Here is a 22963-nt window from a genome sequence, read left to right as displayed (position 1 = left end):
GTTCCTTCTGCTCGCGCCAATACGTCCCGTTCGTCTAGTGGTCCAGGACACCGCCCTTTCACGGCGGTAACAGGGGTTCGAACCCCCTACGGGACGCCATTTCGCGGCTTTCGATAGTCTTCTCATATTCCGCTCTGGTATATCGATTCGTGCCTGTTCATACAGGGCAGGGGCGAGCGCTTTCTTTTTTGTGGTTGAACAGTGCTGTCCGCGCTGCGTTCGACTATCATTGCTGCCCGGCAACAGATATCCCTGTCAGCGTCCAGTGATGGCGTTTTGGCAGTGGGTGCTTTCATTTCAACGCCCCTTGTCGGGCGTCTTTCATCGCCGCCTTTTCTGCCCTGTCTTCACGGGGTGAAATATCTCACCTGTCGGTGCGTTCATGCGCGGCGATACCCTCGATCGTCATGGAGTTCTGATTGTGCATGCTGCCCTCTCCATAAGAGGCCTGACCAAGGTTTACGACAATAGTTTTCACGCCCTCAAGGGCATCGATCTGGAAGTCCCTCAGGGCGACTTTTTTGCGCTGCTGGGTCCCAACGGGGCCGGCAAGTCCACCACGCTCGGTGTGGTCAGCTCGCTGGTAAGAAAGACGGCGGGCGAGGTGTCCATTTACGGCATCGACGTCGATCGTGAGTTTGCCCGCGCGCGCTATTATCTCGGCGTCGTGCCCCAGGAGTTCAACTTCAACCAGTTTGAAAAGGTTGAGGACATCATTCTGACCCAGGCCGGCTACTACGGTATTCCGCGGCGCCAGGCCGAGGATCGCGCCCGTCAGCTGCTGGAGGATCTCGGTCTCTGGGACAAGCGCCATGATGCCGCTCGCATGCTCTCCGGCGGCATGAAGCGACGCCTGATGATTGCCCGCGCCCTGATTCATCGCCCGCGACTGCTGATTCTCGATGAGCCCACCGCCGGGGTGGATATCGAGCTGCGCCGCAGCATGTGGGAGTACATGAAGCGCATCAATGAGCAGGAAGGCACCACCATCATCCTGACCACCCACTATCTGGAAGAGGCCGAGAGTCTGTGTCGCAACATCGCCATCATCAATGGCGGTGAAATCGTGCATAACACCAGCATGCGGGAGCTACTCGGACAGCTCAATCGCGAGACCTTCGTGCTGGACCTGGCCTCGCCGGTGGCGCAGTGCCCGGCCATCGAAGGTTTTGATGTGGAACGCCTTGATGACAGTCAGCTGACGCTGTCGATCGACAAGGGGCAGCGTATCAACGACGCCTTTGCGCGCCTGAGCGAGCAGAACATCGAGGTGGTCTCGATGCGCAATCGCGCCAATCGTCTCGAGGAGCTTTTCGTGCGCATGGTGGAAGGCAGCAAGACAGAAGCAGGGCAGCAGGGAGGCATTCGCTGATGAACGCTCGACAGATGATGGTGGCGCTGTGGACCATCGTGCGCAGCGAGATTCGTCGCTTCATGCGTATCTGGCCCCAGACGCTGCTGCCCCCCTCGATCACGATGACGATGTATTTCATTATCTTTGGCAACCTGATCGGGTCGCGCATCGGTCAGATGGATGGCGTCGATTACATGGACTATATCGTGCCCGGTCTGATCATGATGTCGGTCATCACCAACAGCTACTCCAACGTGGCGTCCTCGTTTTTCGGCAGCAAGTTCCAGCGCAGCGTCGAGGAGATGATCATCTCGCCGATGCCCAACGCCTTGGTGCTTTCAGGCTTCGTCATTGGTGGCGCCGCCCGTGGTCTGGCCGTGGGCATTATCGTGACGGCCGTCTCGCTGTTTTTCACCGATCTGAATATCCAGCACCCGATTCTGACCACGCTGATCGTGATCATGACTGCCGTGCTCTTTTCCATCGGCGGTTTTATCAATGCGCTGCTGGGCAAGAAATTCGATGATATCTCGATCGTGCCCATTTTCGTGCTGACACCGCTGACCTATCTGGGCGGCGTGTTCTATTCGATCCATACACTGCCGGAGTTCTGGCAGAACGTTTCCCTGATCAATCCGATTCTGTATATGGTCAACACGTTCCGATACGGTATTCTTGGCGTTTCCGATATCAATGTTGGCGCAGCTGTCGGAGCCATTGCGGTGTTTATCGCGATTTTCTTTTCCGCGGCCATATGGCTGCTGCGCCGTGGCAAGGGGCTGCGTAGCTGATCATGAGCGACGACCTGAAGGATGCGCCACTGGGACACACCAGTGCCTACATCACCGAGTACGACCCGTCACTGCTGTATCCCATCGCGCGTAGTGCCAACCGGGCGTCGCTGGATCTGGATGAGGATGATCTTCCCTTCGAGGGAGAGGATGAGTGGCAGGCCTTTGAGCTCTCCTGGCTGACGCCGACCGGCAAGCCGGTGGTGGCCATCGCGCGCTTTCGGGTGCCGGCCGATTCGGCGTATCTGATCGAGTCGAAGTCCTGGAAGCTCTATCTCAACAGCTTCAACCAGACCCGGTTTGCCTCCTCGGTCGAGGTGCGCCGCATCCTCAGACAGGATCTGTCGCGGGTGGTGGATGCCGAGGTGGAGGTCACGCTGTTCGGCGTCGATGACATGGCGCTGGCCCCCGGACGGCTGCCCGGGCTCTGTCTGGACGATCTTGACGTCGAGGTCGATACCTATCAGCCCGACCCGGAGCTGATCATCACCGATAGCGACATCGTTGAGGAGACCATCCACTCGCATCTGCTCAAGTCCAACTGTCCGGTCACCGGGCAGCCCGACTGGGGCAGTGTGCTGATCCGCTATCGCGGCCCGGCGCTGGATCATCATGCGCTGCTGGCCTATATCATCTCCTTTCGCGAGCACCAGGAGTTCCACGAGCACTGTGTGGAGCGCATGTTCATGGATATCCTGCGCGAGGCCGAGCCGGACCAGCTGCTGGTCATGGCGCGCTATGTGCGCCGCGGCGGGCTGGACATCAGCCCCTGGCGGGCGCTGCCCGGCGAGGCACCGATCAAGACACTGCGCCTGATGCGCCAGTGAGCCGGGAGAGCAAGATGGATGCCATGACACTGCTGCTGGAGCGTCAGTCCCACGCCAGTCTGGAAGGGCCCGAGCCGACGGCCGAGCAGATGACGCTGATCTACCGCGCCGCCCTGCGAGCCCCGGATCACGGTGAGCGGCGCCCCTGGCGCTTTATCGAATACAGCGGGCAGGGTCGAGAGACGCTCGGGTCGCTGTTTGCAGGGGCCGAGCTGGCAGACAACCCGGAGGTCAGCGACAAAACGCTCGATAAGGCGCGCAGCAAACCCCTGCGTGCGCCTGTCGTGATTGCCGTGATCGCGGCAGTGAAGGTCGATCACAAGGTGCCGCGTATCGAACAGGTCATCTCGGCCGGGTGTGCGGCCCATGCCATGCTGTATGCCGCGCACGCCCAGGGGCTGGGTGCCATGTGGCGTACCGGCGGCTTTGCCCATCATCAGCATGTCCATCAGGCGATGGGGCTGAATCAGGACGACGAGCTCGTGGGCTTTCTCTATCTGGGACATTGTGTCCGGGGCGATCGGACACCGAAATCGCTTGAACCTGCTGATTTTGTCGAGCGTATCACGGGTTAAGCGCATCCATGCTTGCAATCGTCAGGCCATCGTGTCAGGATGTGCGCCGTTCTCGCAGGTCAGTCTGCGCGGATGACAATGCGGAGGGGTGTCCGAGTGGTCGAAGGAGCACGCCTGGAAAGTGTGTAAGTCGAAAGGCTTCGAGGGTTCGAATCCCTCCCCCTCCGCCACCGAATATAGATAAGCCGCTGATTTCAGCGGCTTTTTCTTTTTTCTGACCATGCCCAGTCCCCCGCTCAGTCCCCCAATCGTTTTTGTAATGGGGGGCCGTGTCATTCAGCCCCCCTTGAGCCATCCTTCGCCATCTGTGGCAGCGGGCCGGGGTCAGGTGCCAGCCTTTCCCTCGGCAACGTCATTGGTGCCCTGTCACTCCTCGGCTGTAGCCGACCCTTGGCCCAGAGATCAATTTCGCCTTCTATCCCCTGCAGAGCCTGAACAACTGCATGCATGCAGGGCATAGGACTAGATCGAGATCATCAAGGGTGAGACTGCGGGCCGTTACTTGGAGCACTCCTCCGGGAGGTCCGCTTAATATTCTCAAATATGACTGTCATATTCTTTGTCGATCAGCCACTCGATTGTTTTGTTTATATTTTGCCCGCGCTGCTTGGCTAGCCAATCCAGTCTCTGCTTGGAATCTTCGTTGATGAATGTATTTAAAGGCTTTTTTCCTTTTAGTTTCTCGCGATATTTTTTCTGATCACATGCCTTTTTCATGTTCATCAGGAAAATTCTTCTTGTATCTCTATGAACACCAGATAAATCCATGGAGGCAACGGCTGAAAGGTATAGCTCTTTGTTGTTTGTCGGGCTGAAAATGGGCATGCTGAAACCATGTTTTTGCAAGTATTCCCACGCCCAGGTGCACTGTTGATCATTTGAAGGGTCAATAAATTTCAATGGATGAGGGTTGTCCAAAACCGTTATCCATATTTTTTTCATGTGCTCAATAAGTTGCTTTTTTTGTTCTAAATTTACTGGTCGAGTGTCGAAAAAATAAACTATCGAATTAAACCTTTCTTTGGAGCTGATAGGCAAGCTTGTTAAGCTGTTCTGGAACTCAGTTGTAGGAGGGTACGATTTGCTTCCGTCAGGATTGGCTGGTGGTTCGTCGAGATAAGTTAGCATTAGCCATCCCCAAGCCCAGTAACATGCACGCTCATCAATCTTTATCCATTCAAAGTACTCGTCTGGTAGCAGGCTTAAGTTTCTTTGAGAGTTAAGCCAATTGATTTGTTCAGCTCTATCGCTGCCTGTATATCTGGATGGCCGTAGAGGACAGCGCGAGGATCATGCCGAGCGCCAAGGCACTCTGCCAGGAAAGCCCGAAGCACCAGGCCACGCCGCCTATCGCCACCGTGCTGAGCACGACCTGGAGCCCCCCAAGTCCTGCCAACTGGTAGCGCATGGCCCACAGCTGGGAGGGTTGAAGTTCCAATCCGACCAGAAACAGCATCATCACCACACCAAACTCGGCGAAGTGCTGCACCTCGGTGGCTTCCTGCCCCACGACCCCCAAGAGCGGACCGATGATCACCCCAGCGATCAAATAGCCGAGCACCGATCCCAGCCCCAGACGGTTGGTCAGTGGCACGGCGATAACGGCCGCCGCCAGATAGACGAACCCCGCTGCCAGTAAATCCATCAGTTTCGTCCGTGCGGTGAGTGAAAAGAAGGAGATGATCCCAAGGACGAGGCCGATGACATCTCATGGTTCGTGTCGAAAGGCGCGTCGCTGAGGTAGTCATTAAAGAGCGCGTGACGGCTCAGCTGAGCGGCATGCAGAGGGGTGTGATGAAGCAGGTCGAGCAGGGCACGGTAGTGTTGGCAGTGCTCATCGAGACGCCCATCTGCCTCCGCCCTGCCGGCATTGAACAGCACCAGCGGGGGCAGCCACTCCACTTGGCAAAGCTGCCATGTTGCCTTGAAAGGCCGTAGGAGTTCGGGCACCGTGACGCCCTTGTAGCCCTCCTGAGTGTAGGCATGCCGAGCGGCACCACAGCTGATCACATGCATCACCTGCTTGCCCTTGAGCGCTTGTCCCTGAGGGCCATAGGCGAAGCCGTATTCCAGCACCAGGTCTATCCACTCCTTGAGCAGTGCTGGGCAGGAGTACCAATAGAATGGATGCTGAAAGACGATAACATCATGTTCCACGAGACGCCGCTGTTCGGCGTCTATGTCGATGTCCATGCTAGGGTAGGTGGCATAGAGATCGACGCTGGTCACATGTCCGGCGTTGCTTGCCTGACGAAAGAGCGTGGCATTGACCTCTGAGCGATCAGGTCGTGGATGAGCGAGGTAGACGAGTACCTTCATGGGACTCTCTCTTTATCGTTGATCTCCACGCGCTTGTGGAGCGCCAAGCGAGTGGCCTCACACTCCCAGTGTGAGGCCACTCACGACTATCCTGACGGGTTCACGGTCAAGCATTCTCGTGCAGCCGTGATGGGCTCTCACTTCCTGACATCGGAGGAAAAGCGTGCCGCATTTTCTTTGAGAAACTCGCTTTCGTCGGCGTCACCCCAGAAGGCGGGCTGTGCCTTAGGGATGGTCAAGGCCTTCTGAATCTGGGGGCGTGCATCGAGCCGCTCGAACCAGGCCTTCAGGTGGTCGAGACCGTCGATCGACACCTTGGCCCAGACGTAGGCGCGGGCCCAGGGGTAGGTCGCCATGTCGGCGATGGTGTACTGATCCCCCGCCAGCCACTCGCGGCCTTCCAGGCGGGTGTTCAGGACCTCCAGCAGGCGACGGGACTCATCCACGTAGCGCTTGATGGAGAAGGGTTCTTCCTGACCATTGGGAGCAGCGATGCGCTGGAAGTACATGGCCTGGCCCATCATCGGACCGATGCCCCCCATCTGGAACATCAGCCACTGTAGCGTTTCGCTGCGGGCCTTGGCCTCTCTGGGCAGGAACTGGTCGTACTTCTCGGCCAGGTACCACAGGATGGCGCCACTCTCGAACACGGCGAAGTCGTCATTGCCTCGGTCGACAATGGTGGGAATGCGCCCGTTGGGGTTGAGCTTGAGATAGTCGGGTGCCTTCTGCTCCTTCTTGCCGAAGTCGATGAAGGTCAGTTCGTAGGGCACCTCCGCCTCTTCCAGAAAGATGACCGGCTTGTAACCGTTCATGGTGGCGGCAGTGTACAGGTGAATATCCGGCTGTGACATAGGGAACGTCCTCATGGGGTAACGCGATGTAGGGCGTTGCTCGTCGGGCCCGCTACCTTCTTGCATCGGGCCCGACGCGCATCTCCGGTTGCCTGTGGACGGTCACATCTGACGGTCCCAAAGGCTCTCCTGGTAGCGCTTTACGTCTTCCTCGAATCGTGCGGGATGCACGTTGCGGAAGGCATGCTCGTCCAGCGGGATGAGGCGCACCATTTCATCGATCATGGATGAGGGGTCAAGCTGAAGATCGTCCCCGGCGAACAGTTGCTGGGTCTCTCGGATCGGCGCCTCAGGGGTGAAGTTTGTCTCTGGGTCGTACCACTGGTCGAGGGTGTCGTACATGCGGTCGTTGAAACCGGTACGGAAGGGGCCCGGGTTGATGGTGGCGACCTTCACGCCCAGCGGTGCCAGTTCTTCGTGGAGCAGCTGAGAAATACCTTCCAGGGCATGCTTGGACGCGACATAGGGCGCGAGATACGGGAAGGTAGTGAAGCCGGCGATGGAAGATACCAGGACGATCTTGCCCTGGCCGCGGTTGGCGAAGGTCTTGGCGTAAGGCTGGACGAACTCGAGGGTCGAGAAGACGTTTGTCTCGAAGACCTTGCGCACGCGCGACACGGGGATTTCGGCGATGGGGCCGGTCTCGCCGATCGCCGCATTAGCCACCACAACATCCACTTCGGCGCCGTAGCGCGCAAAGATGCTGTCGCGATCCTGAGCATCGGTGATGTCGAGCTTTTCGATCTCCAGGCGAACCCCCAGCTGCTGCGCCTTCTCTTTCAGGGCCGATACCTGTGGCCAGATCTCCACCGTGGCAATGACCCGGTGTCCTTACTGCGCCAGTCCCAGTGCGGCACCTTCCGCCAGACCGCTGCCGGCCCCTGTCATCAGAATGGTTTTCATCGTCTCTCTCCTCGAGATAAGTGGGGTTACGCCAGGTCGTCGCGATCCAGGCGTTCGAAAATGATGGCCTCGACGGAAGTCGCGCCAACGTTGGTCACCTGGTGGGCCCAGGCCTCGTTATGCATGACGTCCCCTGCTACCACGTCACGCTCTACGACATCGCCACTTTCCAGCGCGATGCGCAGGCGGCCGGCAGACAGGAAGTAGACGATCTCTTCGGGATGGCGGTGAGGCGCATCAGCGGCGCCGGGGGCCATGGTCATGTGTACCAGGCGTGTCTCACCGGTGTTGATGAGCTCGCGGTAGAACTCCGGAGAGGCCTGGTCGGCCAGCGGAACCGGGTGCCCAGCGTCAGGCCATTGAGGTGTTGTCATTGGATGTTCTCCTGAAGGTGACGGAGGCATCAGCCGAAGACGCGCTCGAGGTGGGCATCGAAGCGTGCGAGGTCGCTATCGATGTCGGGGTTCTTCATCACGTCGAAAGCGCCGAAGGTCGGCAGTGGGCTCATGTCGAAGAAGCGTGCGTTCAGATGCACGGGGGCGACCAAGTCATCCAGCGACTTGCCGGCGAAGAAAGGTTCCTCGGGGTCATCAAAGGCTTCGGCCGGGGCGTTAAGCGTGACGCTGAGCATGTACTGTGTGCCGGTGAGAGTACCGCCAAGACCGTAGTTTTCTTTCGGTTTCTTGGCGGTGCGACCGTCGCCGTTGCAGAAACGGCCGTCCATGCCGGCGGTGTAGACCTCATCCATGTACTTCTTGAAGGACCAGGGCACCATCATCCAGTTGATCGGGAACTGCATGATCACGACGTCGGCCCACTGGTGGTCTGCAATGGCTTGATCGACGTCATACCCTTCGGCGATGCGACTGACGCGCACCTCGTGTCCCTGGTCGGCCAGCCGGGAGCGCGCGCGCTCAGCCAGGCTGTCGTTGAGTGTGCCCTTGGCAAATGGATAGGGCTGGTGGCCGTTTATAATTAATACGTTACACATGAAGTCCTCCCGCCATGAATGGCAATTAGTAGTGGATCAGCAAGCACTGCGGGAGTTAAGATGAAGTACGAGGTGAGTAAAGACAACTAGTATACTTCTAGTAATCTGGTTATTTGGAAAGCTGTGAAGTCCCAACTCAGGCATGGTGCTCGCCTGGTAGGCGGCGCAGGGCTTCCAGGCCCAGCATCCCGAGTTGGCCTTGGGCGGAACAAGATAGGAGGCGTTCGATTGGAAGCGTTTGTGACTGTTGATGAAAAAGGCCGGCGTCGGGTCGCCTCGCCCTGCGTGGAACCCTGCGCCATCGAGACGGGTATGCGAATTCTCGGTGGCAAGTGGACGGGGTCCTTGCTGTGGCACATCAATGACGGGCCGGTAAGGTTCAATGACCTGGCCCGGATGGTGGGAGGGGCCAGCAAGAAGATGATCACCGAGCGACTGCGTTTTCTCGAGGCGAAGGGATTGATCTCCCGCCACGTGCGCGACACCTCGCCCGTCATTGTCGAATATGCCATTACGCCGCTCGGTGAAACGGCTATCAGGGTGCTCGATGAGCTGCGCGAGTGGAGCGAGGCTTTGCCGGCGGACGTCCTGGAGGAGTGACGGGGTGTAGACAGTGGGCGGATCGCCTCGGGCTTCGTTGACGCCTCCAGGTTTTCACAGGGACATCAAGGAGGCCCCATGAATCGGCCCCACCGACACGACGAGGCATACCCATGCAGAAGATGATCCAGTCGGTGTCGCGCAGCTTTCTGCTGCTCGAGGCGTTACGACGCGCCGACAAGCCGCAGACATTGGCCCATCTCAGCGCTGAGGTGGGCTTGGGCAAGACCACCGTTCACGGGTTGCTGAATACCCTGGTGGCATTGGGCTACGTCCGGCGCCTGGCCGAGGGCTACTGGCTTGGGTTGCGTCTTGACGAGCTGGCTGAGCCATTGGCACAGGAGCGTGAGCAACTGCGTCATCATTACCGCGGACTACTGGAAGAAGCCGCGGCGCTGAGTGATGAGACGGTCTATCTGGCCGCGCCCTGCGGCAGCCAGCAGTATCTGTATCTCGAGGCCGTGGAGGGACGACAGCCGCGGCGTGTCCAGAGTCCGCGAGGACGCCGGGAGTCGCTGCGGCATTCGGCGATCGGCCATGTCTTCCTGGCCAACGATGATGACCTGCTACGTCAGGTCAGGCGTACTGGGCCCCTGAATGCTGCCTTGGAGGCTCAACTGCGTGAGGTCAGCCGCCAGGGCTTTGCACTGGACCTCGAGGACGTCGAGGCGGGCCTTTGCTGCCTGGCGATCCCCTTGCGGCAGCGGGGCGACTGCGTGGCGGCATTGGGCATGGCGGGACCCGCCTCGCGCTGGTCGCAGTCGCGGCTGAATCGGTTGGCGAAGCAGCTGCTGGCGCGCTGATCCTCCTATCCTCCTCGCCGTTCGACATTGTCGAATCTTGGTCGGCATCCGCCGCTTCCCCCTTTGCCAGCCTGCGTGGCACCGGCATGCTCCTCACCGCGTCGTCGCCGACGGCGCTGATCTTGACAGAATTCTTGAGGAGAATGACATGCACCTTGACGATGCCCACCACATCATCGCTGGTATCCGCCAGGCCGCCGCCGATGAGGGGTTCGCCGTCTCGCTGGCCATCGTGGATGCCAGCGGCCTCCAGGTCGCCTTCGAACGCATGGATGGCGCGGTTCCCGGCAGTATCGATGTCGCGATCAAGAAGGCGCGTACGGCGTCGCTGTTCCAGACCGACAGTGCCCAGCTGGGCCAGATCGCCGCCCCGGGGGAGGCCGTCTATACCCTGGAGAATACCAACGGGGGCCTGATCAGCTTCGGGGGCGGCGTGGTACTGCGCGACGATCAACAGCGCGAGGTCGGGGCGGTCGGTGTGGCCGGCGCAACCGTCGAACTGGACGAGACCCTTGCCCAGCTGGGGCCGCGCCTGATGGCCCGGGAGGCGGCATGATGCGCGGCCAGCATCCTGCCGTCCTGGCATTGGCGGTGGCCGCCTTTGCCATCGGCATGGCGGAGTTCATCGTGGTCGGGGTGCTGCCCGCGATCGCCACCGACCTGGGTGTCACTCAGGATCGTGCCGGCGCGCTGGTGAGTGGCTATGCGCTGGCCCTGGCGATCGGTACGCCGCTGCTCATGCTGACGCTGTCCCGCTTTCCGCCTCGTCGGGTGCTGACGGGGCTGATGGCATTCTTCGTGATCGGCAACCTGCTGGCGGTCATCGCCCAGGACTTCACCAGCCTGATGCTCGGTCGCGTAATCACCGCCGTGGCACATGGTGCCCTGTTCGCGTTGGGGGCGACCGTGGCCAGTCGGCTGGCGCCGGAGGGGCAGTCCGGCAGTGCCATCGCGCTGATGTTCTCGGGGCTGACGCTGGCCATGGTCGTTGGCGTGCCGGTCGGCAGCCTGCTGGGGAACGGCATGGGGTGGCGGATGCCCTTCGTGGTGATTCTGGCACTGGCGGTCATCGCGCTCATCGCGCTGTGGCGTTGGGTGCCTGTACATCTGGCGGCTCAGCCGACGGGTGGCTGGGGGGAGCAGCTGTCGGCCCTGAGGCATCCGGTCATCGTGTTGACCATGGCGCTGACGGCGCTGGGCTTCGGGGCGACCTTCCCGCTGTTTACCTATATCAGCGCCTGGTTGACCGAGCAGACGGGCTTCTCCACGGCGGCAGCCAGTGGCCTGCTGGTCGTCTTCGGTGGCGCGACCTTGGTCGGCAACCTGATGGGCGGGCGACTGGTCGGCGCCATCGGCTGGCGGCGCACGGTCGCCTGGCTGCTTTTCGGACTGGCGGCGATCCTGGCGATCATTTACGCTTGGGGAGAGGCGAGGTGGCTGATGCCGATTTGGCTGGCAGTGTGGGGTGCCTTGGCCTTCGGACTGTCGCCGGCATTTCAGGCCGGCATGCTGGCGTCTGCCGAACAGCATCGGCCGCGGGCGGTGGCCTTCGCCTCGGCGCTCAACATTTCGTCGTTCAACATCGGCATCTCGGCCGGCTCCGCCGTGGGGAGTGCGCTGGTCGCACAGGAGGCGCTGGGGATGACGCCGCTGGCCGGAAGTGGACTGGCGGTGCTGGCGCTGGGCGCGCTGCGGCTCCAGGGGCGGGTGAACCGCTCCTGTGTCGCCGAGGCGATGGCGTGATGGAGCCGTCGTTCTACAAGGCCCCGGCCCCCTTTGCGAAGGGGGCATTGCCGGGCAGGCAGGGCAATAAGGGCTTGAGGCCGATTGTTCGCTCTTCCTCGTGGCGGTAAACCCGCGACTCGCTTTTTCTGCTAGGGGCTTGGCGCTGGCCGCCTCGAGGTCGGTGAGTGCTTCCGGCTCTTGGCATAAGGCCACCACGAAGCCAATGGTGTAGTGGCTGGCGGCGAGCTCCGGAATGGTTACGTCACTCGGGAAGTCCCTGCCCGCACCATGACAACCTGCAAACAGGATGGCGTCATAACCACTGGCCTGGTCCTCGTCGAGTCTCGGTGTCGTAGTCCAGCCGTCACGGATACGGAGCGAAGCGATCATTCAGGCCTCTGGACTCTCACCCCAAGCGCGCTGCGCCGGCGCTGCCGGTTGCCGTCCTTCTCGATGTTCTCGAACACTTGCCGCCGCATGGCGTCTCGGGTTTCAAATCGCCCGCCATGGAGCGCCTCGGCCTTGAGGCTGCGGGACAAAACCTCCCTACAGACATTGTCGTGGCAGTTACCTTTAGTACTCAGGCTGCAATGGAGGTCGTGCCGGGGCAGAAGCGTTTGGTGTAGGGCAGTATCTACTGACTGCCACGATCCGAATGTCTCGAGCTGAGGAATACGGCATGCTGCGCCGTGTTAATACCCACCCGGTCCGGTCTTCACGATAACCTTTTGTATTCCCCGCCATCATGAACGTCCCTACCGTTCTGACCTGACCAACCATGCCGGACCAGCTTGTCCCAAGTTACAGGGGCAAAGTTGTCGCGTCTGGCATATGACAGGCTCTGCCGTGGTTTTCCAGGCTCTGCAGGGGTTGCCAATGGTCTTGCCGATCTATCCCAATGGCTTAAGAGTCTTGGTGGATGACACTGCCAAACGCCATGGGGTACGGCTTAACATTGTGCTGGAAGCTGATTCATTGAAGGTTCAAAAGGATGTGGTCAAACAGCATGATTGTTTCACCATTTTGAGTCCCCAGGCGGTGTTCGAAGAAGTGGCAGAAGGGCACCTGAGTGCCAGCCACATCATCGATCCCGTCTTGACCCGCCAGGCCATTTTGATCAGCACAACAAGTCGTCCCATCAGCCGGGGGGCCAGGGAAGTCTTCAAGATGGTCAAGAATATCGTTCAAGGCTTGCGCGAAGAGTTCGATTGGTGACGACCCATCGCACTGGCTTGACAAGCGTCCCGACGTCAGCCGAAAGGAGCTTCTTCCATGGGCGCCATCCCTGGCCGAGCGGCCGTCACCGAGCCATCTTTCAAATCAGTGGTTGCGCCCAGCACCCTTTTCATGGAGGTCGCTATATTGGTCTTGGCCATAGTGCTCGGCGCCATACAGGGGCTTTTTCTTTAGGCTCGGAATGTCATTTCGATAGTAATCTTGTGCAAAGCCGGCTGGGGAAATAATAATAGTGATCTCTCTTTAGCCTGTCCATGCGAAAACCACCCCAATGTAGGGGGTCGGGTTACAACTCATTTTTGAATGAAATCAGCCCACTCCTGCATCATCGCCCGCCGCTTTTCGAAAAGGTCGCCACGGCGATATGCCGCCTCTACCTTGTTCTCAATGGTGTGGGCCAGTGCCATTTCGGCGACATCCCGCGGATAGCTGGAAACCTCACCTGACCAGTCGCGAAAGCTCGAGCGGAAGCCATGGGGTACGTAGTCGCCACGCTCGCCATCGACGCCATATCCCATACCGCGCATCAGTTGCAGCATCGCCATGTTCGACAGGGGTTTGCCGAGCCGTGCTCCAGGGTATACGTATGGGTTACCCTGCACTCGCGGCAAATCGGCAAGCAATGACACTGCCTGGGTGGATAGCGGAACCCTATGCTCCCGGCGCGCTTTCATGCGCTCAGCTGGTATCGTCCAGGTTGCGTTCTCGAGGTCGATTTCCGGCCACTCCGTGAGCAGGACTTCCGAAGTCCTCGTCGCTGTGAGGATCAGAAACCGCAGCGCTTTGGAGGAAATGCTGGTATAGCCCAGAAGTTCGGCTATGAAGGCAGCAACTTCATCGTATGGCATAGCCGGGTGGTGGCTGACCGTCTTGACCCGGGAGGGCTTGGCCAGCAGCTTGTCCAAGTGGCCACGCCACCTCGCAGGATTGGATTCATAGCGGTACTTGTGAGCTGCGGCATAGTCCAGAACGTTTTCGATTCGCCCCTGTACCCGCTTCGCTGTTTCTGTCTTTGATACCCAAATGGGATTGAGAATCGATACGATATCTTGGGTGTCGATCTTGTCCACCGGTATATTGCCAATTAGTGGGCGAGCATACGTTTTCAGCGTGCTGACCCACTGTCGAGCGTGCTTCGGATTGCGCCAACTGCGCCGATGGGATTGGATGTACCGAGCTGCGCAACTCGTGAAGGTTGGCGTAGAGGTCTCTTGCTGTTCTGTATCTCGCGCATGAATCGGGTCGGCTCCGTCCTTGGCGAGACGACGATAATGCTCAGCCTTTCGACGAGCATCAGCCAAGCCGGTGTCTGGGAAGCTTCCTAGCCCCATCTCACGGCGCTTGCCTTTCAGTGTGAATCGGAGCACCCACTTCTTTGCTCTCCCCTCTGATACTACCAGACGAAGGCCCCCGCCATCCTCGTGCTTGCCAGGCCCCGCGGTTGCGACCTTGCGTGGACTGAGCTTGTGTATTGCCATCGCTGCCCTACCTCCCCTACCTCCCTGGAAGGGGATAGTCCCCCAAATGGTCCCCCAGGTTGATTGGATTACGATAGACCTTGTGGGACGTTGGTGCAACACAAGTGTCTGATATAAAATGGATACGTAGAGCTTTCAGGATATCCTGGGAAGTTAATTCAACGGACTTCCCCTCCGCCACGAATTCGGAATCAGCCGACCATCAGGGTCGGCTTTTTCATGTCCGGATGATGACGTCAGACAGGACAGCGGTCTCGTCGCGCAGCGGAGCGCCGGGTCCTGCGTATCACGAAATATTGAAGGGGCGCCAGGCAACGATGCCCGGCGCCCCTTTTTCGTGTCTCCATCCCATGGCCAGACAGTGTGGTGAGGTGGAAAGATCGATGTGGCCTCCGGAAGTTGATAGCGCACAAGAGCCGGCTTTCGTGCCGGCCATTTCCGGTCCACGCTGAACGCTGAAATCAGATCAGAGCAGGAGAGACCATGCGTTACTACTTCAATTATCAGTATCTCCCCAAAGGCGCCGAGCAGCCCGTCGATACAGGTGACGCCGTCAATGTCACCGATGAGCAGACAGCGAAGCCGCCGACGTTGCCCGCCGTCGGCGATCATGTGCAGATTCATCATGTCGGGGGAGAAGGTGAAGGTCTCGCCGGCCGGGTGAAAAGCCGTCTCTTTCAATATCTGGTCAGCGATGAAAATCCGGATCTGCATCGGTGCATGATCAATATCGTCGTCGAGGAAAGCGACGAGGACTGGGGAAAGCTCATCAAGGAATAGCCCTTCATGAGATATCAGGGCGCTCGGTGACGCACCGAGCGCCTTTTTGATGGCTCAACATTTGTTGTGTTGCCGGGCCGTCGAGACTCAGCCGTTGACGTTGACCACCAGCCGGCCCCGAATATTGCCGGCCAGCAGCTCGTCGGCGGCAGTGATGGCCTCGGACAGGCCGATGCCGCGGGTCGTGGTGTCAAGCATGTCGGTGTCGATCTCGCGAGCCAGTCGTGACCAGGCGTTCCGGCGCTCGATCTGTGGCCTTGTCACGCTGTTGATGCCCACAAGCGTGACGCCTCTCAGAATGAAGGGGGCCACGGTCGCCGGGAAGTCCATCCCCTGAGCCAGGCCGCAGGCCGCGACCAGCCCGTCTTCATGGGTATGGGCGCAGGCATTGGCCAGAGTATGGCTGCCCACCGAATCAATGACGCCTGCCCATCGTGCCCTGCCCAGCGGACGGCCCTGAGTGGCCAGTTCATCGCGGTGAATGACTTCCGAGGCGCCCAGGGCCTTGAGATAGTCCTGCTCTTCGCTGCGACCGGTAGCGGCAATGACGCGATAGCCCTGCCTTGCCAGCAGCATGATGGCAAATGTCCCCACGCCACCGCTGGCGCCCGTGACGAGGACATCGCCGCGATCGGGGGTCAGGCCGTGACGCTCGAGTGCCATGAGACTCAGCATGGCCGTATAGCCCGCTGTACCGATCGACATGGCCTGTCTCGCGTTCAGGCCGTCGGGCAGCGGTGTCAGCCACTGCGAGGTCAGTCGTGCCTTCTGTGCCAGCCCGCCCCAGTGACTTTCACCGATGCCCCAGCCGTTGACCAGCACGCAATCGCCGGGTGACCACTCCGGACTGTCGCTGTGTTCGACCACGCCGGCCAGATCGATACCCGGCACCATCGGGAAATGGCGAACCACCGATCCTCTACCGGTGATGGCAAGTGCATCCTTGTAGTTGAGCGTGCTCCAGTCGATGCGCACCTGCACATCGCCGTCGGGAAGCGCGTCGCAGGGCAGTTCGGTCACTGTGGTACTGGCCGATGACGCGTCTGTTTTCTGGATCAGCATGGCATGAAACATGGTGTGCTCCTTGATCGAACATCCGGATCGATATCGGCGTCAGGACAGGCTCCCGTGGAAAAAAGGGGCATGACGCATTCGGTAGCCCTTTAAAGCGTATCATTGCAGGCAGGGCCACGCGCTGAGGGCGATATGGCCGGTATCGGCAGGCAGGGCAGATGCCATCGACAAACCCTGGCTGGTAGCAGGACATGACGGCGTAAAGCGGTTTAAAGGTAACGCTTTGTAGGGCCTTGACGTATATCAAATCCGGCTAAAGGAGCGTGTCGGATACTGTCTGCAGGCAGGACGCCTGGACGGTCACGGAAAGCCTTCTGCACAGGGATGTGCCCGCTTGATACCTGTCCATGCAGGCCCGCCGGTGAAAGAGTCGGTCGTCGGCTGTTCGTGGATATAAAAAAGGCCGGCTGCGAGGGGGCAGTACCGGCCTGAAATACCGTTGCGGTTGTTCACCGGCAACGTGACCCTATTGTTACATGAAATGTTTATTTTGGTAACTTAATTTTAATTCAGGATATTTCTCTGAAGCGTTCGACTCAGGCATGGCCCCGAAGCACTTCAGGGCGATGGCGCTTTTCCCTGTTTAAAAGCCGTTTCTGGATAAACGTGCGCATACGATTCACCAGCTGCTCCTGAAACAGTACGCAGGCCACCACGACGGCAGCGAGGAAAAACGGATACATCCAGAGCTCGCGGGCCTGCTCACTACCCAGACTGATCATTGACGACACGGAAATCGGTGCCTGAGTGGTCAGCATCTCGATCGCCCCGAGGATCAGTTTTTCAACCTTTGAAGAAATCATGTTGAGCGGGGTATGCAGGGCAAAGATGGACAGCGATGCCACACCCAGCCGTGAGGCCAGTCTGGCCTGAGCAGTCTCGCTGTCGGGTTGAAACCAGGCGCACATCAATACCAGCAGCAGCTGTGACGGCAGCAGCAGACCGTTATGCAGCAGGTAGTACCAGCCCCCCCTGACCTCGGCATGAATCCAGGCACTGAAGGCAAAGCAGCCCAGAATGAAAGCGAGGGAAAGCATCATCCCGCGCGCGCTGAACAAAAACGCCATCAGCAGTTTGTGGCGCAGATAGACCTGATGCAGCACGACACCTGCCAGAAACTCGGGAAGCCGGATCAGGGGATTGCGATGCATGGCGCCGTGCGCGATGACGTTGTCATTGATACCTGCGAAAAACATGTATAGCGCCGGTACCGCATACACAAGGCCAATGACCATGAGGGCCAGCAGCGGGCGATGCAGGCGTGCCAGAGCAGGTCCAATAAAGGGAAATACCAGATAAAAGAAAAACAGCGCCGACAGGGACCAGGTCGCGAAGTTGAAGGTGGTATAAAAGGGGCTCCAGGCATGCAGGAGGCTGACATGCAGCAGGAGATTACTGATAACCCCACCCATACCGAGCGTGTGAGAGGCGATACCACTGCCTTCAGCCCAGTCATTGGTATTGGGCGTTACCGTGATCTGTGCAAGCCCCCCTGCATTGATGACGACCAGCGGCAGTACGATCACCAGCGCAAGAATATGAATGGGATACAGCGATGCGAAACGCTTGATCCAGAAGCGTCTGTAGTCGAGGCCGCGACCCTGGTTCTTGCCGATATAGACATGAGCCAGCAGGAAACCGGACAGCACGAAGAAGGTGCTCGTGGAGTAAAAACCCAGACTCATGCTGCTATAGATCCACTGGATGCCCTTGATTTCGCCATACTCCTTGAGCGTATGGAAAAGTACCAGGTAGATCGCCAGCGCAAAACGTAACCAGTCCAGAGCAATGAATTTTTCCCGGTGCATAAAACACTCCCTGTTGGGCTCGTGGGAACGGATGGATGATTAAAATGTTAAAAAATGATTTATAAAGTCATTTTTAGTAACGTTGGCAATACACATTAGTGGATAGGGTGCGCGATATGAATGTGCGCTCTGTGCCGGGTTGAGCGGCCGGCGGCGCGGCTTAAGGCTCATCTAAAAGCCCGAGCAAATTGGCATAGTGAACAAGGGTTTTAATAGTTGACGACTATCAGGAATTCGTGAGCGCAAGTCGCGACAAGAGGCGTGAAACAGGCTCCTTTGTTAAACTCGTTGTCACGATACTGACGTGGTCGGACCGGGCGGTCTGACTCGTAACGAGACGGGAGCGCGATAGTGAAACTAGGAATTGTTGGTCTTGGCAGAATGGGCGGCAACATCACCCGCCGCCTGATGGATGCCGGTCACGAATGCGCCGTATTCGATACCAGTGATGAGGCGAGAGAGGCGCTCCAGAAGGATGGCGCCGATAGCGCCGATTCCCTGAAGGCGCTGGTGGAAGAATTACCCGCACCACGCAGTATCTGGTTGATGCTGCCTGCCGGCGAGATTACCGAATCCACCATCAGCCAGCTCTCCGGGCTGCTGGAGCCGGGTGATACGCTCATCGAGGGCGGTAATACCTTTTTCAAGGACGATGTCCGTCGCGCCCGCGAGCTGCGTGAAAAGGACCTGCACTACGTCGATGTCGGAGTGTCCGGCGGCGTGTGGGGGCGTGAGCGTGGCTACTGCCTGATGATCGGCGGTGAAAAGGACATCGTCGAAAAACTCGATCCCATTTTTAACACGCTGGCACCCGGTATCGGCGACATCGACAAGACGCCCGGTCGCAAGGAAGAGCGTTTTGATCCTCGTGCCGAGGAGGGGTACCTGCACTGCGGCCCGGTTGGCTCCGGCCACTTCGTCAAGATGGTTCACAACGGTATCGAATACGGCATGATGCAGGCCTATGCCGAAGGCTTCGATATTCTCAAGAACCGCAATCTTGATACCCTTCCGGAAGGCGAGCGCTACGATCTGGATCTGGCGGATATCGCCGAGCTGTGGCGTCGCGGCAGTGTCATCTCCTCGTGGCTTCTGGACCTGACCTCGATCGCCTTGTCCGAAGATCATGACCTTGAGCAGTACAGTGGCAAGGTCGAGGATTCCGGCGAGGGGCGCTGGACCATTGAAGCGGCCATTGAAGAGGCCGTACCTGCCAACGTGCTGACCAGTGCACTTTTCACGCGATTTCGCTCGCGCACCGACAATACCTACGGTGAAAAACTGCTGTCCGCCATGCGTCAGCAGTTCGGGGGCCATGTGGAAAAGCCCATGTCGCCCGACGAATAGGGCTCTGGCATCATTCAACGAACGGGGGCCGCTTTTGCGGCCCCTTTCTCTTTTTGGAAAAGGGTCCGTGTGATCCGTTACGAGGGTATGAAAAGCGAATGAATCACTGGGATGTGGTGATCATTGGTGCCGGCGCTGCGGGCATGATGTGTGCTCTTCAGGCTGGTTATCGCGGCAGAAGTGTCCTGCTGCTGGATCACGTCAAGCGCCCCGGCAAGAAAATTTTGATGTCGGGTGGCGGGCGGTGCAATTTTACCAACATGGCCACGGCGCCCGGCCATTTTTTCTCGCGTAATCCCCACTTCGCCATTTCAGCATTAAAGCGCTATACACCGATCGATTTCGTGGAAATGGTCGAGCGTCACGGCATCGAACCGATCGAAAAGGCGCCGGGTCAGCTGTTTTGTGCCGACTCCAGTCAGCCGATCGTGGATATGCTTTTGACCGAATGCCAGTGGGCCGGGGTAGAGCTCAGGCTGTCGACATCGATCGAGCACGTTGATGTCGGGGAGGGGGGCGTCGAGCTGTCAACGTCCTCGGGGCAAGTGCTGGCCGATCGCCTGGTGGTGGCCACCGGTGGTCTCTCCATCCCGACACTGGGGGCCACCGGTTTCGCCTATGACGTGGCACGCCAGTACGGCCTTGATGTGATCACACCGCGCCCGGCCCTGGTGCCGTTGACGCTGGACATGCCATGGAAGGAGCGCATGGCGGCTTTGTCAGGTGTATCGGCGCCGACCGTTGTGCGATGCGGTGAAGGCTGCTACCGGGATGCGACGCTGTTGACGCATCGCGGTCTCTCGGGACCTGCCGTCCTGCAGGCGTCAAGTCACTGGCAGGGCGGTGAAGCGGTCCATATCAACTGGCTGCCCGATGTCGACGATCTGTCAGCCACGCTCAAGGGTGTACGACAGGATGCCCCCAGAAAAACGCTCGGTGGCTGGCTGGGCGAGCATCTGCCCAGAAGGCTGGCGCAGGCGCTGGAAGAGTGGCTGGGTATTTCCGGCGTCATGGCGGATCTGAGCAACCGAAAGCTTGAAACACTGGCCCGGCAGATCACGGATTTCACGATCAAACCGGCAGGGACCGAGGGGTGGCGAACGGCAGAAGTGACCATCGGCGGCATTGATACGCGCACCATCTCGTCAAAGAGTTTCGCCGTTCAAAGCCGGCCGAGGCTGCATTTTATCGGTGAAGCCCTTGATGTCACGGGGCAGCTGGGAGGGTTCAACTTTCAGTGGGCGTGGGCGTCGGGTTATGCCTGTGCACAGGCGCTCTAGCACCTGTGCACGGGAAAACGGCCTTCATGCGGCCGGGGAGTGATCGTACTAGCGGCCGATCATCTTTTTGGCACGCCGCCCCATTGTGTAGACGACAACGGCGCGCTTGAACAGCCTGCCCACTCGACCCTTGTTGCGTGACAGCAGGGTAACGAGAAGTCCCGATCCCAGCAGGATCGGTCCCTTGTAGCGGGCCATCTGCTGCCACCCCTGATCGATCGGAGCGGTGGCGTTGCGCCAGTCGCGCACGCCACCCGCGATCTCCAGGCGCTCCTGCATGATGCGCTGTTCAAAGCGGTGGCGTCGGACTGCCAGTTCATCTTTCTTCATGCCGTTCTCCCACACGGGTGTGGTCGATACGCGTTTGATCCAGCAGTTCCTTGTCTTCACTAAAGCGAGCAAGCGTGGAACGCAAAAGACTTGGTTCACGCGAGATGGCGCGCACACGTAGCGATACCAGAAGACCCGATACAATCAGCACTGCGGCTGCAATGCCGATGGCCATCAGACGGTGGTCCTGCCAGAAGGCGACAATAATCAGCAGCATCAGCATGCCGATGCCAAAGGCAAACAGCAGCAGAGCGACGCCCGACAGCAAAAGCAGCGAAAAGAGCCTGGCGCGTTCTTCCTGAAGCTCGACAACGGCGAGACGCAAGCGCGTCTCGCCAGTATCAAGAAGGCTTCTCAGAAGACGCCGCGCAGCCTGAATGACACGTTCGGCTGGGCCGCTACCGGAAGACATCAGCTGCGACCGAGAATCAGGCCTACCACGACACCCATGGCCGCGCCGTAGCCGACGCTTTTCCAGGGATTGTCGCGGACGTACTGGTCAGCACACTCCATGCTGTCCTGTGCCTGATGGCGAACGCGTTCGCCGCTGGCCGACAGGCGCTCCCGGGTTTCTACAAGCCTCGCTTCTGCACGTTCACGAAGGCGGGCCACGTTTTCACGAGAGTCATCGGCGGTGGCATGCATCAACTCCTCGATCGTGCTGGAGAGTTGGCGCAGATCCTCGCGCAGTTGCTCCTGGCTATCGTTTTCATTACCCCTGACAGGCTTCATGGCCATGCGATGTCCCTCCGTTGACAATAAGGTTGCGTCACCATCATAGCAGTCTGGGCGTCGGCTTCAATGTAAAGAATTATGCGCGGATTAACGCCTTACATGGTGTCCGGTATGCCCAGAAATGAGGTGTTGAGGGAAAAGCCGATGCCGAGGCGACGATTGTAGTGATTGTAATCGATCATGCTTTCACCGTAGCCCTCGTAATACTGCACCAGCCCCCGGATCTTGCCGTGAAGCGGGAAGGAGTAATCCAGCTGACTGCCGAAATGCCCTTCGGCAGGATTGCCGCGGGCCAGCAGCGTAATTTCGTGCTGATTGTCGAACAGATAGCTCATTGTAATATCGGCATAGCCGACATAATCCTCGATATCCGGATTGTCGTCATTGCTGCTGGATTCCGGAATGCGCCAGAAGGGCGCCACTGACAGGGTCAGATTACCCCGCTGCCAGATACTGTCCAGATAGATGCGGTTCCAGCTGCGCGACAGCGGATCGGAGCGACCGTTGGATTGATGCAATAATCCGACCCGGTTGGCCGTGTTGTTCCAGCCGCCCACATCCCAGTCGTTATCGAAGCTTATAAAGACTTCCGGCTCATAGTTGGTTTCGCGAAAGGGTGAGGAGGCATCGGCGTTGTAGGCCTGCCACCACGAGCGCTGGGTATAGGCAAAATAGAGATCGCCATTATCGCCAAAGATGTCGTCGAGAATCCCCACCTTGACGCTGAACTGGAACTTGACTTCGCCGCGGTCGACGCCGGCCTCATCGATTTCCCTGAAGTTCTCGGCGTTGGGGCGGCTGTTGTAGGTGTAGGGCATCAGATAGTTGCGCTTGTACACCGTAATGGCCACGGGGTTCATCATGGCCTGTCGTTCCAGTGCCTGTCGGTCGCGCTCGTTGCCGGTCGTACCGTCACTGCCGCTATCGGCATGTACCGGAGAAGTGATCATCAGCGTGCATGGCAGCAGCGCCAGCAACAGACGTTGAACACGATGAGTCATAGTGGTCCATTCCAGAGGTGACAGGCGTCGTGATGAGCTTATCATGGCGCCCTGAATTCGGCATGCCCGATAAGAAGGGAAGCAGGTCCTGCCGGGATGGCCGTGATTATCGGCCGTTCCGGGAAGTGTTTTAGTTATTTTCTGGTAGCGCG

The 22963-nt window shown here is 58.9% G+C and carries 26 protein-coding genes and 2 tRNA genes; 14 read left to right on the top strand and 14 right to left on the bottom strand.

Annotated elements, in window-relative coordinates:
* Positions 1 to 23: 23 nt before the first annotated feature.
* The 6 genes from M1D97_RS11050 to M1D97_RS11025 all read left to right on the top strand — a co-directional run bounded on the left by M1D97_RS11050 (position 24) and on the right by M1D97_RS11025 (position 3717).
* Positions 24 to 99, top strand: a tRNA-Glu gene (locus M1D97_RS11050).
* Positions 100 to 418: 319 nt separating this feature from the next.
* On the top strand, positions 419 to 1372 hold the full coding sequence (locus tag M1D97_RS11045) for an ABC transporter ATP-binding protein (RefSeq protein WP_456270215.1): 954 nt from the start codon (positions 419 to 421) through the stop codon (positions 1370 to 1372).
* A complete protein-coding gene (locus M1D97_RS11040) occupies positions 1372 to 2145 on the top strand; it encodes an ABC transporter permease (RefSeq protein ID WP_456267780.1) in 774 nt (257 codons plus the stop codon). Before M1D97_RS11045 ends, M1D97_RS11040 begins: the two co-directional genes overlap by 1 nt.
* 2 nt (positions 2146 to 2147) lie before the next feature.
* Complete coding sequence (gene queF / locus M1D97_RS11035; protein WP_456267779.1) at positions 2148 to 2972, top strand: NADPH-dependent 7-cyano-7-deazaguanine reductase QueF; 825 nt, start codon at positions 2148 to 2150, stop codon at positions 2970 to 2972.
* Between the two features lie 14 nt (positions 2973 to 2986).
* Complete coding sequence (locus M1D97_RS11030; protein ID WP_456267778.1) at positions 2987 to 3547, top strand: nitroreductase family protein; 561 nt, start codon at positions 2987 to 2989, stop codon at positions 3545 to 3547.
* Between the two features lie 82 nt (positions 3548 to 3629).
* Positions 3630 to 3717: transfer RNA gene (locus M1D97_RS11025), tRNA-Ser, on the top strand.
* 367 nt (positions 3718 to 4084) lie between these two features.
* Here the strand turns inward: M1D97_RS11025 and M1D97_RS11020 are convergent.
* From M1D97_RS11020 to M1D97_RS10990, 7 genes are all read right to left on the bottom strand, one after another.
* Complete coding sequence (locus M1D97_RS11020) at positions 4085 to 4675, bottom strand: hypothetical protein (RefSeq protein ID WP_456267777.1); 591 nt, start codon at positions 4673 to 4675, stop codon at positions 4085 to 4087.
* Positions 4676 to 4790: 115 nt separating this feature from the next.
* On the bottom strand, positions 4791 to 5192 hold the full coding sequence (locus M1D97_RS11015; RefSeq protein WP_456267776.1) for a cation:proton antiporter domain-containing protein: 402 nt from the start codon (positions 5190 to 5192) through the stop codon (positions 4791 to 4793).
* Positions 5192 to 5866: an NAD(P)H-dependent oxidoreductase gene (locus tag M1D97_RS11010; protein WP_456267775.1), complete on the bottom strand. Its 675-nt coding sequence runs from the start codon at positions 5864 to 5866 to the stop codon at positions 5192 to 5194. Before M1D97_RS11010 ends, M1D97_RS11015 begins: the two co-directional genes overlap by 1 nt.
* Positions 5867 to 6003: 137 nt before the next feature.
* Entirely contained in the window at positions 6004 to 6720 is a 717-nt protein-coding gene (locus M1D97_RS11005; RefSeq protein ID WP_224908279.1) for a glutathione S-transferase family protein, read from the bottom strand.
* A gap of 102 nt (positions 6721 to 6822) precedes the next feature.
* On the bottom strand, positions 6823 to 7530 hold the full coding sequence (locus M1D97_RS11000; protein ID WP_456267774.1) for an SDR family NAD(P)-dependent oxidoreductase: 708 nt from the start codon (positions 7528 to 7530) through the stop codon (positions 6823 to 6825).
* Between the two features lie 119 nt (positions 7531 to 7649).
* Positions 7650 to 7997, bottom strand: coding sequence for a cupin domain-containing protein (locus tag M1D97_RS10995; protein WP_172977712.1), 348 nt, complete (start codon positions 7995 to 7997; stop codon positions 7650 to 7652).
* Between the two features lie 29 nt (positions 7998 to 8026).
* A complete protein-coding gene (locus M1D97_RS10990) occupies positions 8027 to 8614 on the bottom strand; it encodes an NAD(P)H-dependent oxidoreductase (protein ID WP_456267773.1) in 588 nt (195 codons plus the stop codon).
* Positions 8615 to 8842: 228 nt separating this feature from the next.
* On the opposite strand from M1D97_RS10990, the gene M1D97_RS10985 reads away from it, so the two are divergent.
* From M1D97_RS10985 to M1D97_RS10965, 5 genes are all read left to right on the top strand, one after another.
* A complete protein-coding gene (locus M1D97_RS10985; RefSeq protein WP_456267772.1) occupies positions 8843 to 9214 on the top strand; it encodes a winged helix-turn-helix transcriptional regulator in 372 nt (123 codons plus the stop codon).
* 113 nt (positions 9215 to 9327) lie between these two features.
* Entirely contained in the window at positions 9328 to 10017 is a 690-nt protein-coding gene (locus M1D97_RS10980) for an IclR family transcriptional regulator (protein WP_456267771.1), read from the top strand.
* 148 nt (positions 10018 to 10165) lie between these two features.
* Positions 10166 to 10573, top strand: a complete 408-nt coding sequence (locus M1D97_RS10975; protein ID WP_456267770.1) for a GlcG/HbpS family heme-binding protein — start codon at positions 10166 to 10168, stop codon at positions 10571 to 10573.
* Positions 10570 to 11760 (top strand): MFS transporter, encoded by a 1191-nt coding sequence (locus M1D97_RS10970; protein ID WP_456267769.1) that lies wholly within the window; start codon positions 10570 to 10572, stop codon positions 11758 to 11760. Before M1D97_RS10975 ends, M1D97_RS10970 begins: the two co-directional genes overlap by 4 nt.
* Positions 11761 to 12618: 858 nt before the next feature.
* Entirely contained in the window at positions 12619 to 12957 is a 339-nt protein-coding gene (locus M1D97_RS10965) for a LysR substrate-binding domain-containing protein (protein ID WP_456267768.1), read from the top strand.
* 314 nt (positions 12958 to 13271) lie between these two features.
* On the opposite strand, the gene M1D97_RS10960 is transcribed toward M1D97_RS10965, so the two are convergent.
* Positions 13272 to 14456 carry a tyrosine-type recombinase/integrase gene (locus tag M1D97_RS10960; protein ID WP_456267767.1) on the bottom strand — a complete coding sequence of 395 codons (1185 nt, stop codon included), beginning with the start codon at positions 14454 to 14456 and terminating at the stop codon, positions 13272 to 13274.
* Between the two features lie 483 nt (positions 14457 to 14939).
* Here M1D97_RS10960 and M1D97_RS10955 point away from each other — a divergent pair, with 483 nt between their 5' ends.
* Entirely contained in the window at positions 14940 to 15236 is a 297-nt protein-coding gene (locus M1D97_RS10955) for a hypothetical protein (RefSeq protein ID WP_456267766.1), read from the top strand.
* 87 nt (positions 15237 to 15323) lie between these two features.
* On the opposite strand, the gene acuI is transcribed toward M1D97_RS10955, so the two are convergent.
* Together acuI and M1D97_RS10945 are read right to left on the bottom strand one after the other, a co-directional pair.
* On the bottom strand, positions 15324 to 16310 hold the full coding sequence (gene acuI, locus M1D97_RS10950; RefSeq protein WP_456267765.1) for an acrylyl-CoA reductase (NADPH): 987 nt from the start codon (positions 16308 to 16310) through the stop codon (positions 15324 to 15326).
* 536 nt (positions 16311 to 16846) lie between these two features.
* Entirely contained in the window at positions 16847 to 18118 is a 1272-nt protein-coding gene (locus tag M1D97_RS10945; protein WP_456267764.1) for an acyltransferase family protein, read from the bottom strand.
* 351 nt (positions 18119 to 18469) lie between these two features.
* On the opposite strand from M1D97_RS10945, the gene gnd reads away from it, so the two are divergent.
* Positions 18470 to 19465: a phosphogluconate dehydrogenase (NAD(+)-dependent, decarboxylating) gene (gene gnd / locus M1D97_RS10940; protein ID WP_456267763.1), complete on the top strand. Its 996-nt coding sequence runs from the start codon at positions 18470 to 18472 to the stop codon at positions 19463 to 19465.
* Between the two features lie 98 nt (positions 19466 to 19563).
* Positions 19564 to 20745 (top strand): NAD(P)/FAD-dependent oxidoreductase, encoded by a 1182-nt coding sequence (locus tag M1D97_RS10935; RefSeq protein WP_456267762.1) that lies wholly within the window; start codon positions 19564 to 19566, stop codon positions 20743 to 20745.
* A gap of 48 nt (positions 20746 to 20793) precedes the next feature.
* Here M1D97_RS10935 and M1D97_RS10930 read toward each other — a convergent pair whose 3' ends face one another.
* The 4 genes from M1D97_RS10930 to M1D97_RS10915 form a co-directional block, all read right to left on the bottom strand.
* Entirely contained in the window at positions 20794 to 21075 is a 282-nt protein-coding gene (locus tag M1D97_RS10930) for a YqjK family protein (RefSeq protein ID WP_456267761.1), read from the bottom strand.
* A complete protein-coding gene (locus M1D97_RS10925) occupies positions 21062 to 21400 on the bottom strand; it encodes a phage holin family protein (protein ID WP_456267760.1) in 339 nt (112 codons plus the stop codon). The genes M1D97_RS10930 and M1D97_RS10925 overlap by 14 nt, the downstream gene beginning before the upstream one ends.
* A gap of 86 nt (positions 21401 to 21486) precedes the next feature.
* Positions 21487 to 21813, bottom strand: coding sequence for a DUF883 family protein (locus tag M1D97_RS10920; protein WP_456267759.1), 327 nt, complete (start codon positions 21811 to 21813; stop codon positions 21487 to 21489).
* A 92-nt stretch (positions 21814 to 21905) separates the two neighbouring features.
* On the bottom strand, positions 21906 to 22811 hold the full coding sequence (locus M1D97_RS10915; RefSeq protein WP_456267758.1) for a phospholipase A: 906 nt from the start codon (positions 22809 to 22811) through the stop codon (positions 21906 to 21908).
* Positions 22812 to 22963: the final 152 nt, after the last annotated feature.

This window comes from Kushneria sp. AK178, from assembly GCF_053903105.1.
Note: the sequence above shows the minus strand (reverse complement) of the source record. Positions and strands in the feature narration are given on the sequence as shown.

Bases quoted from the DNA above. Each gene is read 5' to 3' on its own strand.
- M1D97_RS11040 (WP_456267780.1), top strand. From the start codon at position 1,372: ATGAACGCTCGACAGATGATGGTGGCGCTGTGGACCATCGTGCGCAGC.
- queF (WP_456267779.1), top strand. From the start codon at position 2,148: ATGAGCGACGACCTGAAGGATGCGCCACTGGGACACACCAGTGCCTAC.
- M1D97_RS11030 (WP_456267778.1), top strand. From the start codon at position 2,987: ATGGATGCCATGACACTGCTGCTGGAGCGTCAGTCCCACGCCAGTCTG.
- M1D97_RS11020 (WP_456267777.1), bottom strand. From the start codon at position 4,675: ATGCTAACTTATCTCGACGAACCACCAGCCAATCCTGACGGAAGCAAA.
- M1D97_RS11015 (WP_456267776.1), bottom strand. From the start codon at position 5,192: ATGGATTTACTGGCAGCGGGGTTCGTCTATCTGGCGGCGGCCGTTATC.
- M1D97_RS11010 (WP_456267775.1), bottom strand. From the start codon at position 5,866: ATGAAGGTACTCGTCTACCTCGCTCATCCACGACCTGATCGCTCAGAG.
- M1D97_RS11005 (WP_224908279.1), bottom strand. From the start codon at position 6,720: ATGTCACAGCCGGATATTCACCTGTACACTGCCGCCACCATGAACGGT.
- M1D97_RS10995 (WP_172977712.1), bottom strand. From the start codon at position 7,997: ATGACAACACCTCAATGGCCTGACGCTGGGCACCCGGTTCCGCTGGCC.
- M1D97_RS10990 (WP_456267773.1), bottom strand. From the start codon at position 8,614: ATGTGTAACGTATTAATTATAAACGGCCACCAGCCCTATCCATTTGCC.
- M1D97_RS10980 (WP_456267771.1), top strand. From the start codon at position 9,328: ATGCAGAAGATGATCCAGTCGGTGTCGCGCAGCTTTCTGCTGCTCGAG.
- M1D97_RS10975 (WP_456267770.1), top strand. From the start codon at position 10,166: ATGCACCTTGACGATGCCCACCACATCATCGCTGGTATCCGCCAGGCC.
- M1D97_RS10970 (WP_456267769.1), top strand. From the start codon at position 10,570: ATGATGCGCGGCCAGCATCCTGCCGTCCTGGCATTGGCGGTGGCCGCC.
- M1D97_RS10965 (WP_456267768.1), top strand. From the start codon at position 12,619: ATGGTCTTGCCGATCTATCCCAATGGCTTAAGAGTCTTGGTGGATGAC.
- M1D97_RS10960 (WP_456267767.1), bottom strand. From the start codon at position 14,456: ATGGCAATACACAAGCTCAGTCCACGCAAGGTCGCAACCGCGGGGCCT.
- M1D97_RS10955 (WP_456267766.1), top strand. From the start codon at position 14,940: ATGCGTTACTACTTCAATTATCAGTATCTCCCCAAAGGCGCCGAGCAG.
- acuI (WP_456267765.1), bottom strand. From the start codon at position 16,310: ATGTTTCATGCCATGCTGATCCAGAAAACAGACGCGTCATCGGCCAGT.
- M1D97_RS10945 (WP_456267764.1), bottom strand. From the start codon at position 18,118: ATGCACCGGGAAAAATTCATTGCTCTGGACTGGTTACGTTTTGCGCTG.
- M1D97_RS10935 (WP_456267762.1), top strand. From the start codon at position 19,564: ATGAATCACTGGGATGTGGTGATCATTGGTGCCGGCGCTGCGGGCATG.
- M1D97_RS10930 (WP_456267761.1), bottom strand. From the start codon at position 21,075: ATGAAGAAAGATGAACTGGCAGTCCGACGCCACCGCTTTGAACAGCGC.
- M1D97_RS10920 (WP_456267759.1), bottom strand. From the start codon at position 21,813: ATGGCCATGAAGCCTGTCAGGGGTAATGAAAACGATAGCCAGGAGCAA.
- M1D97_RS10915 (WP_456267758.1), bottom strand. From the start codon at position 22,811: ATGACTCATCGTGTTCAACGTCTGTTGCTGGCGCTGCTGCCATGCACG.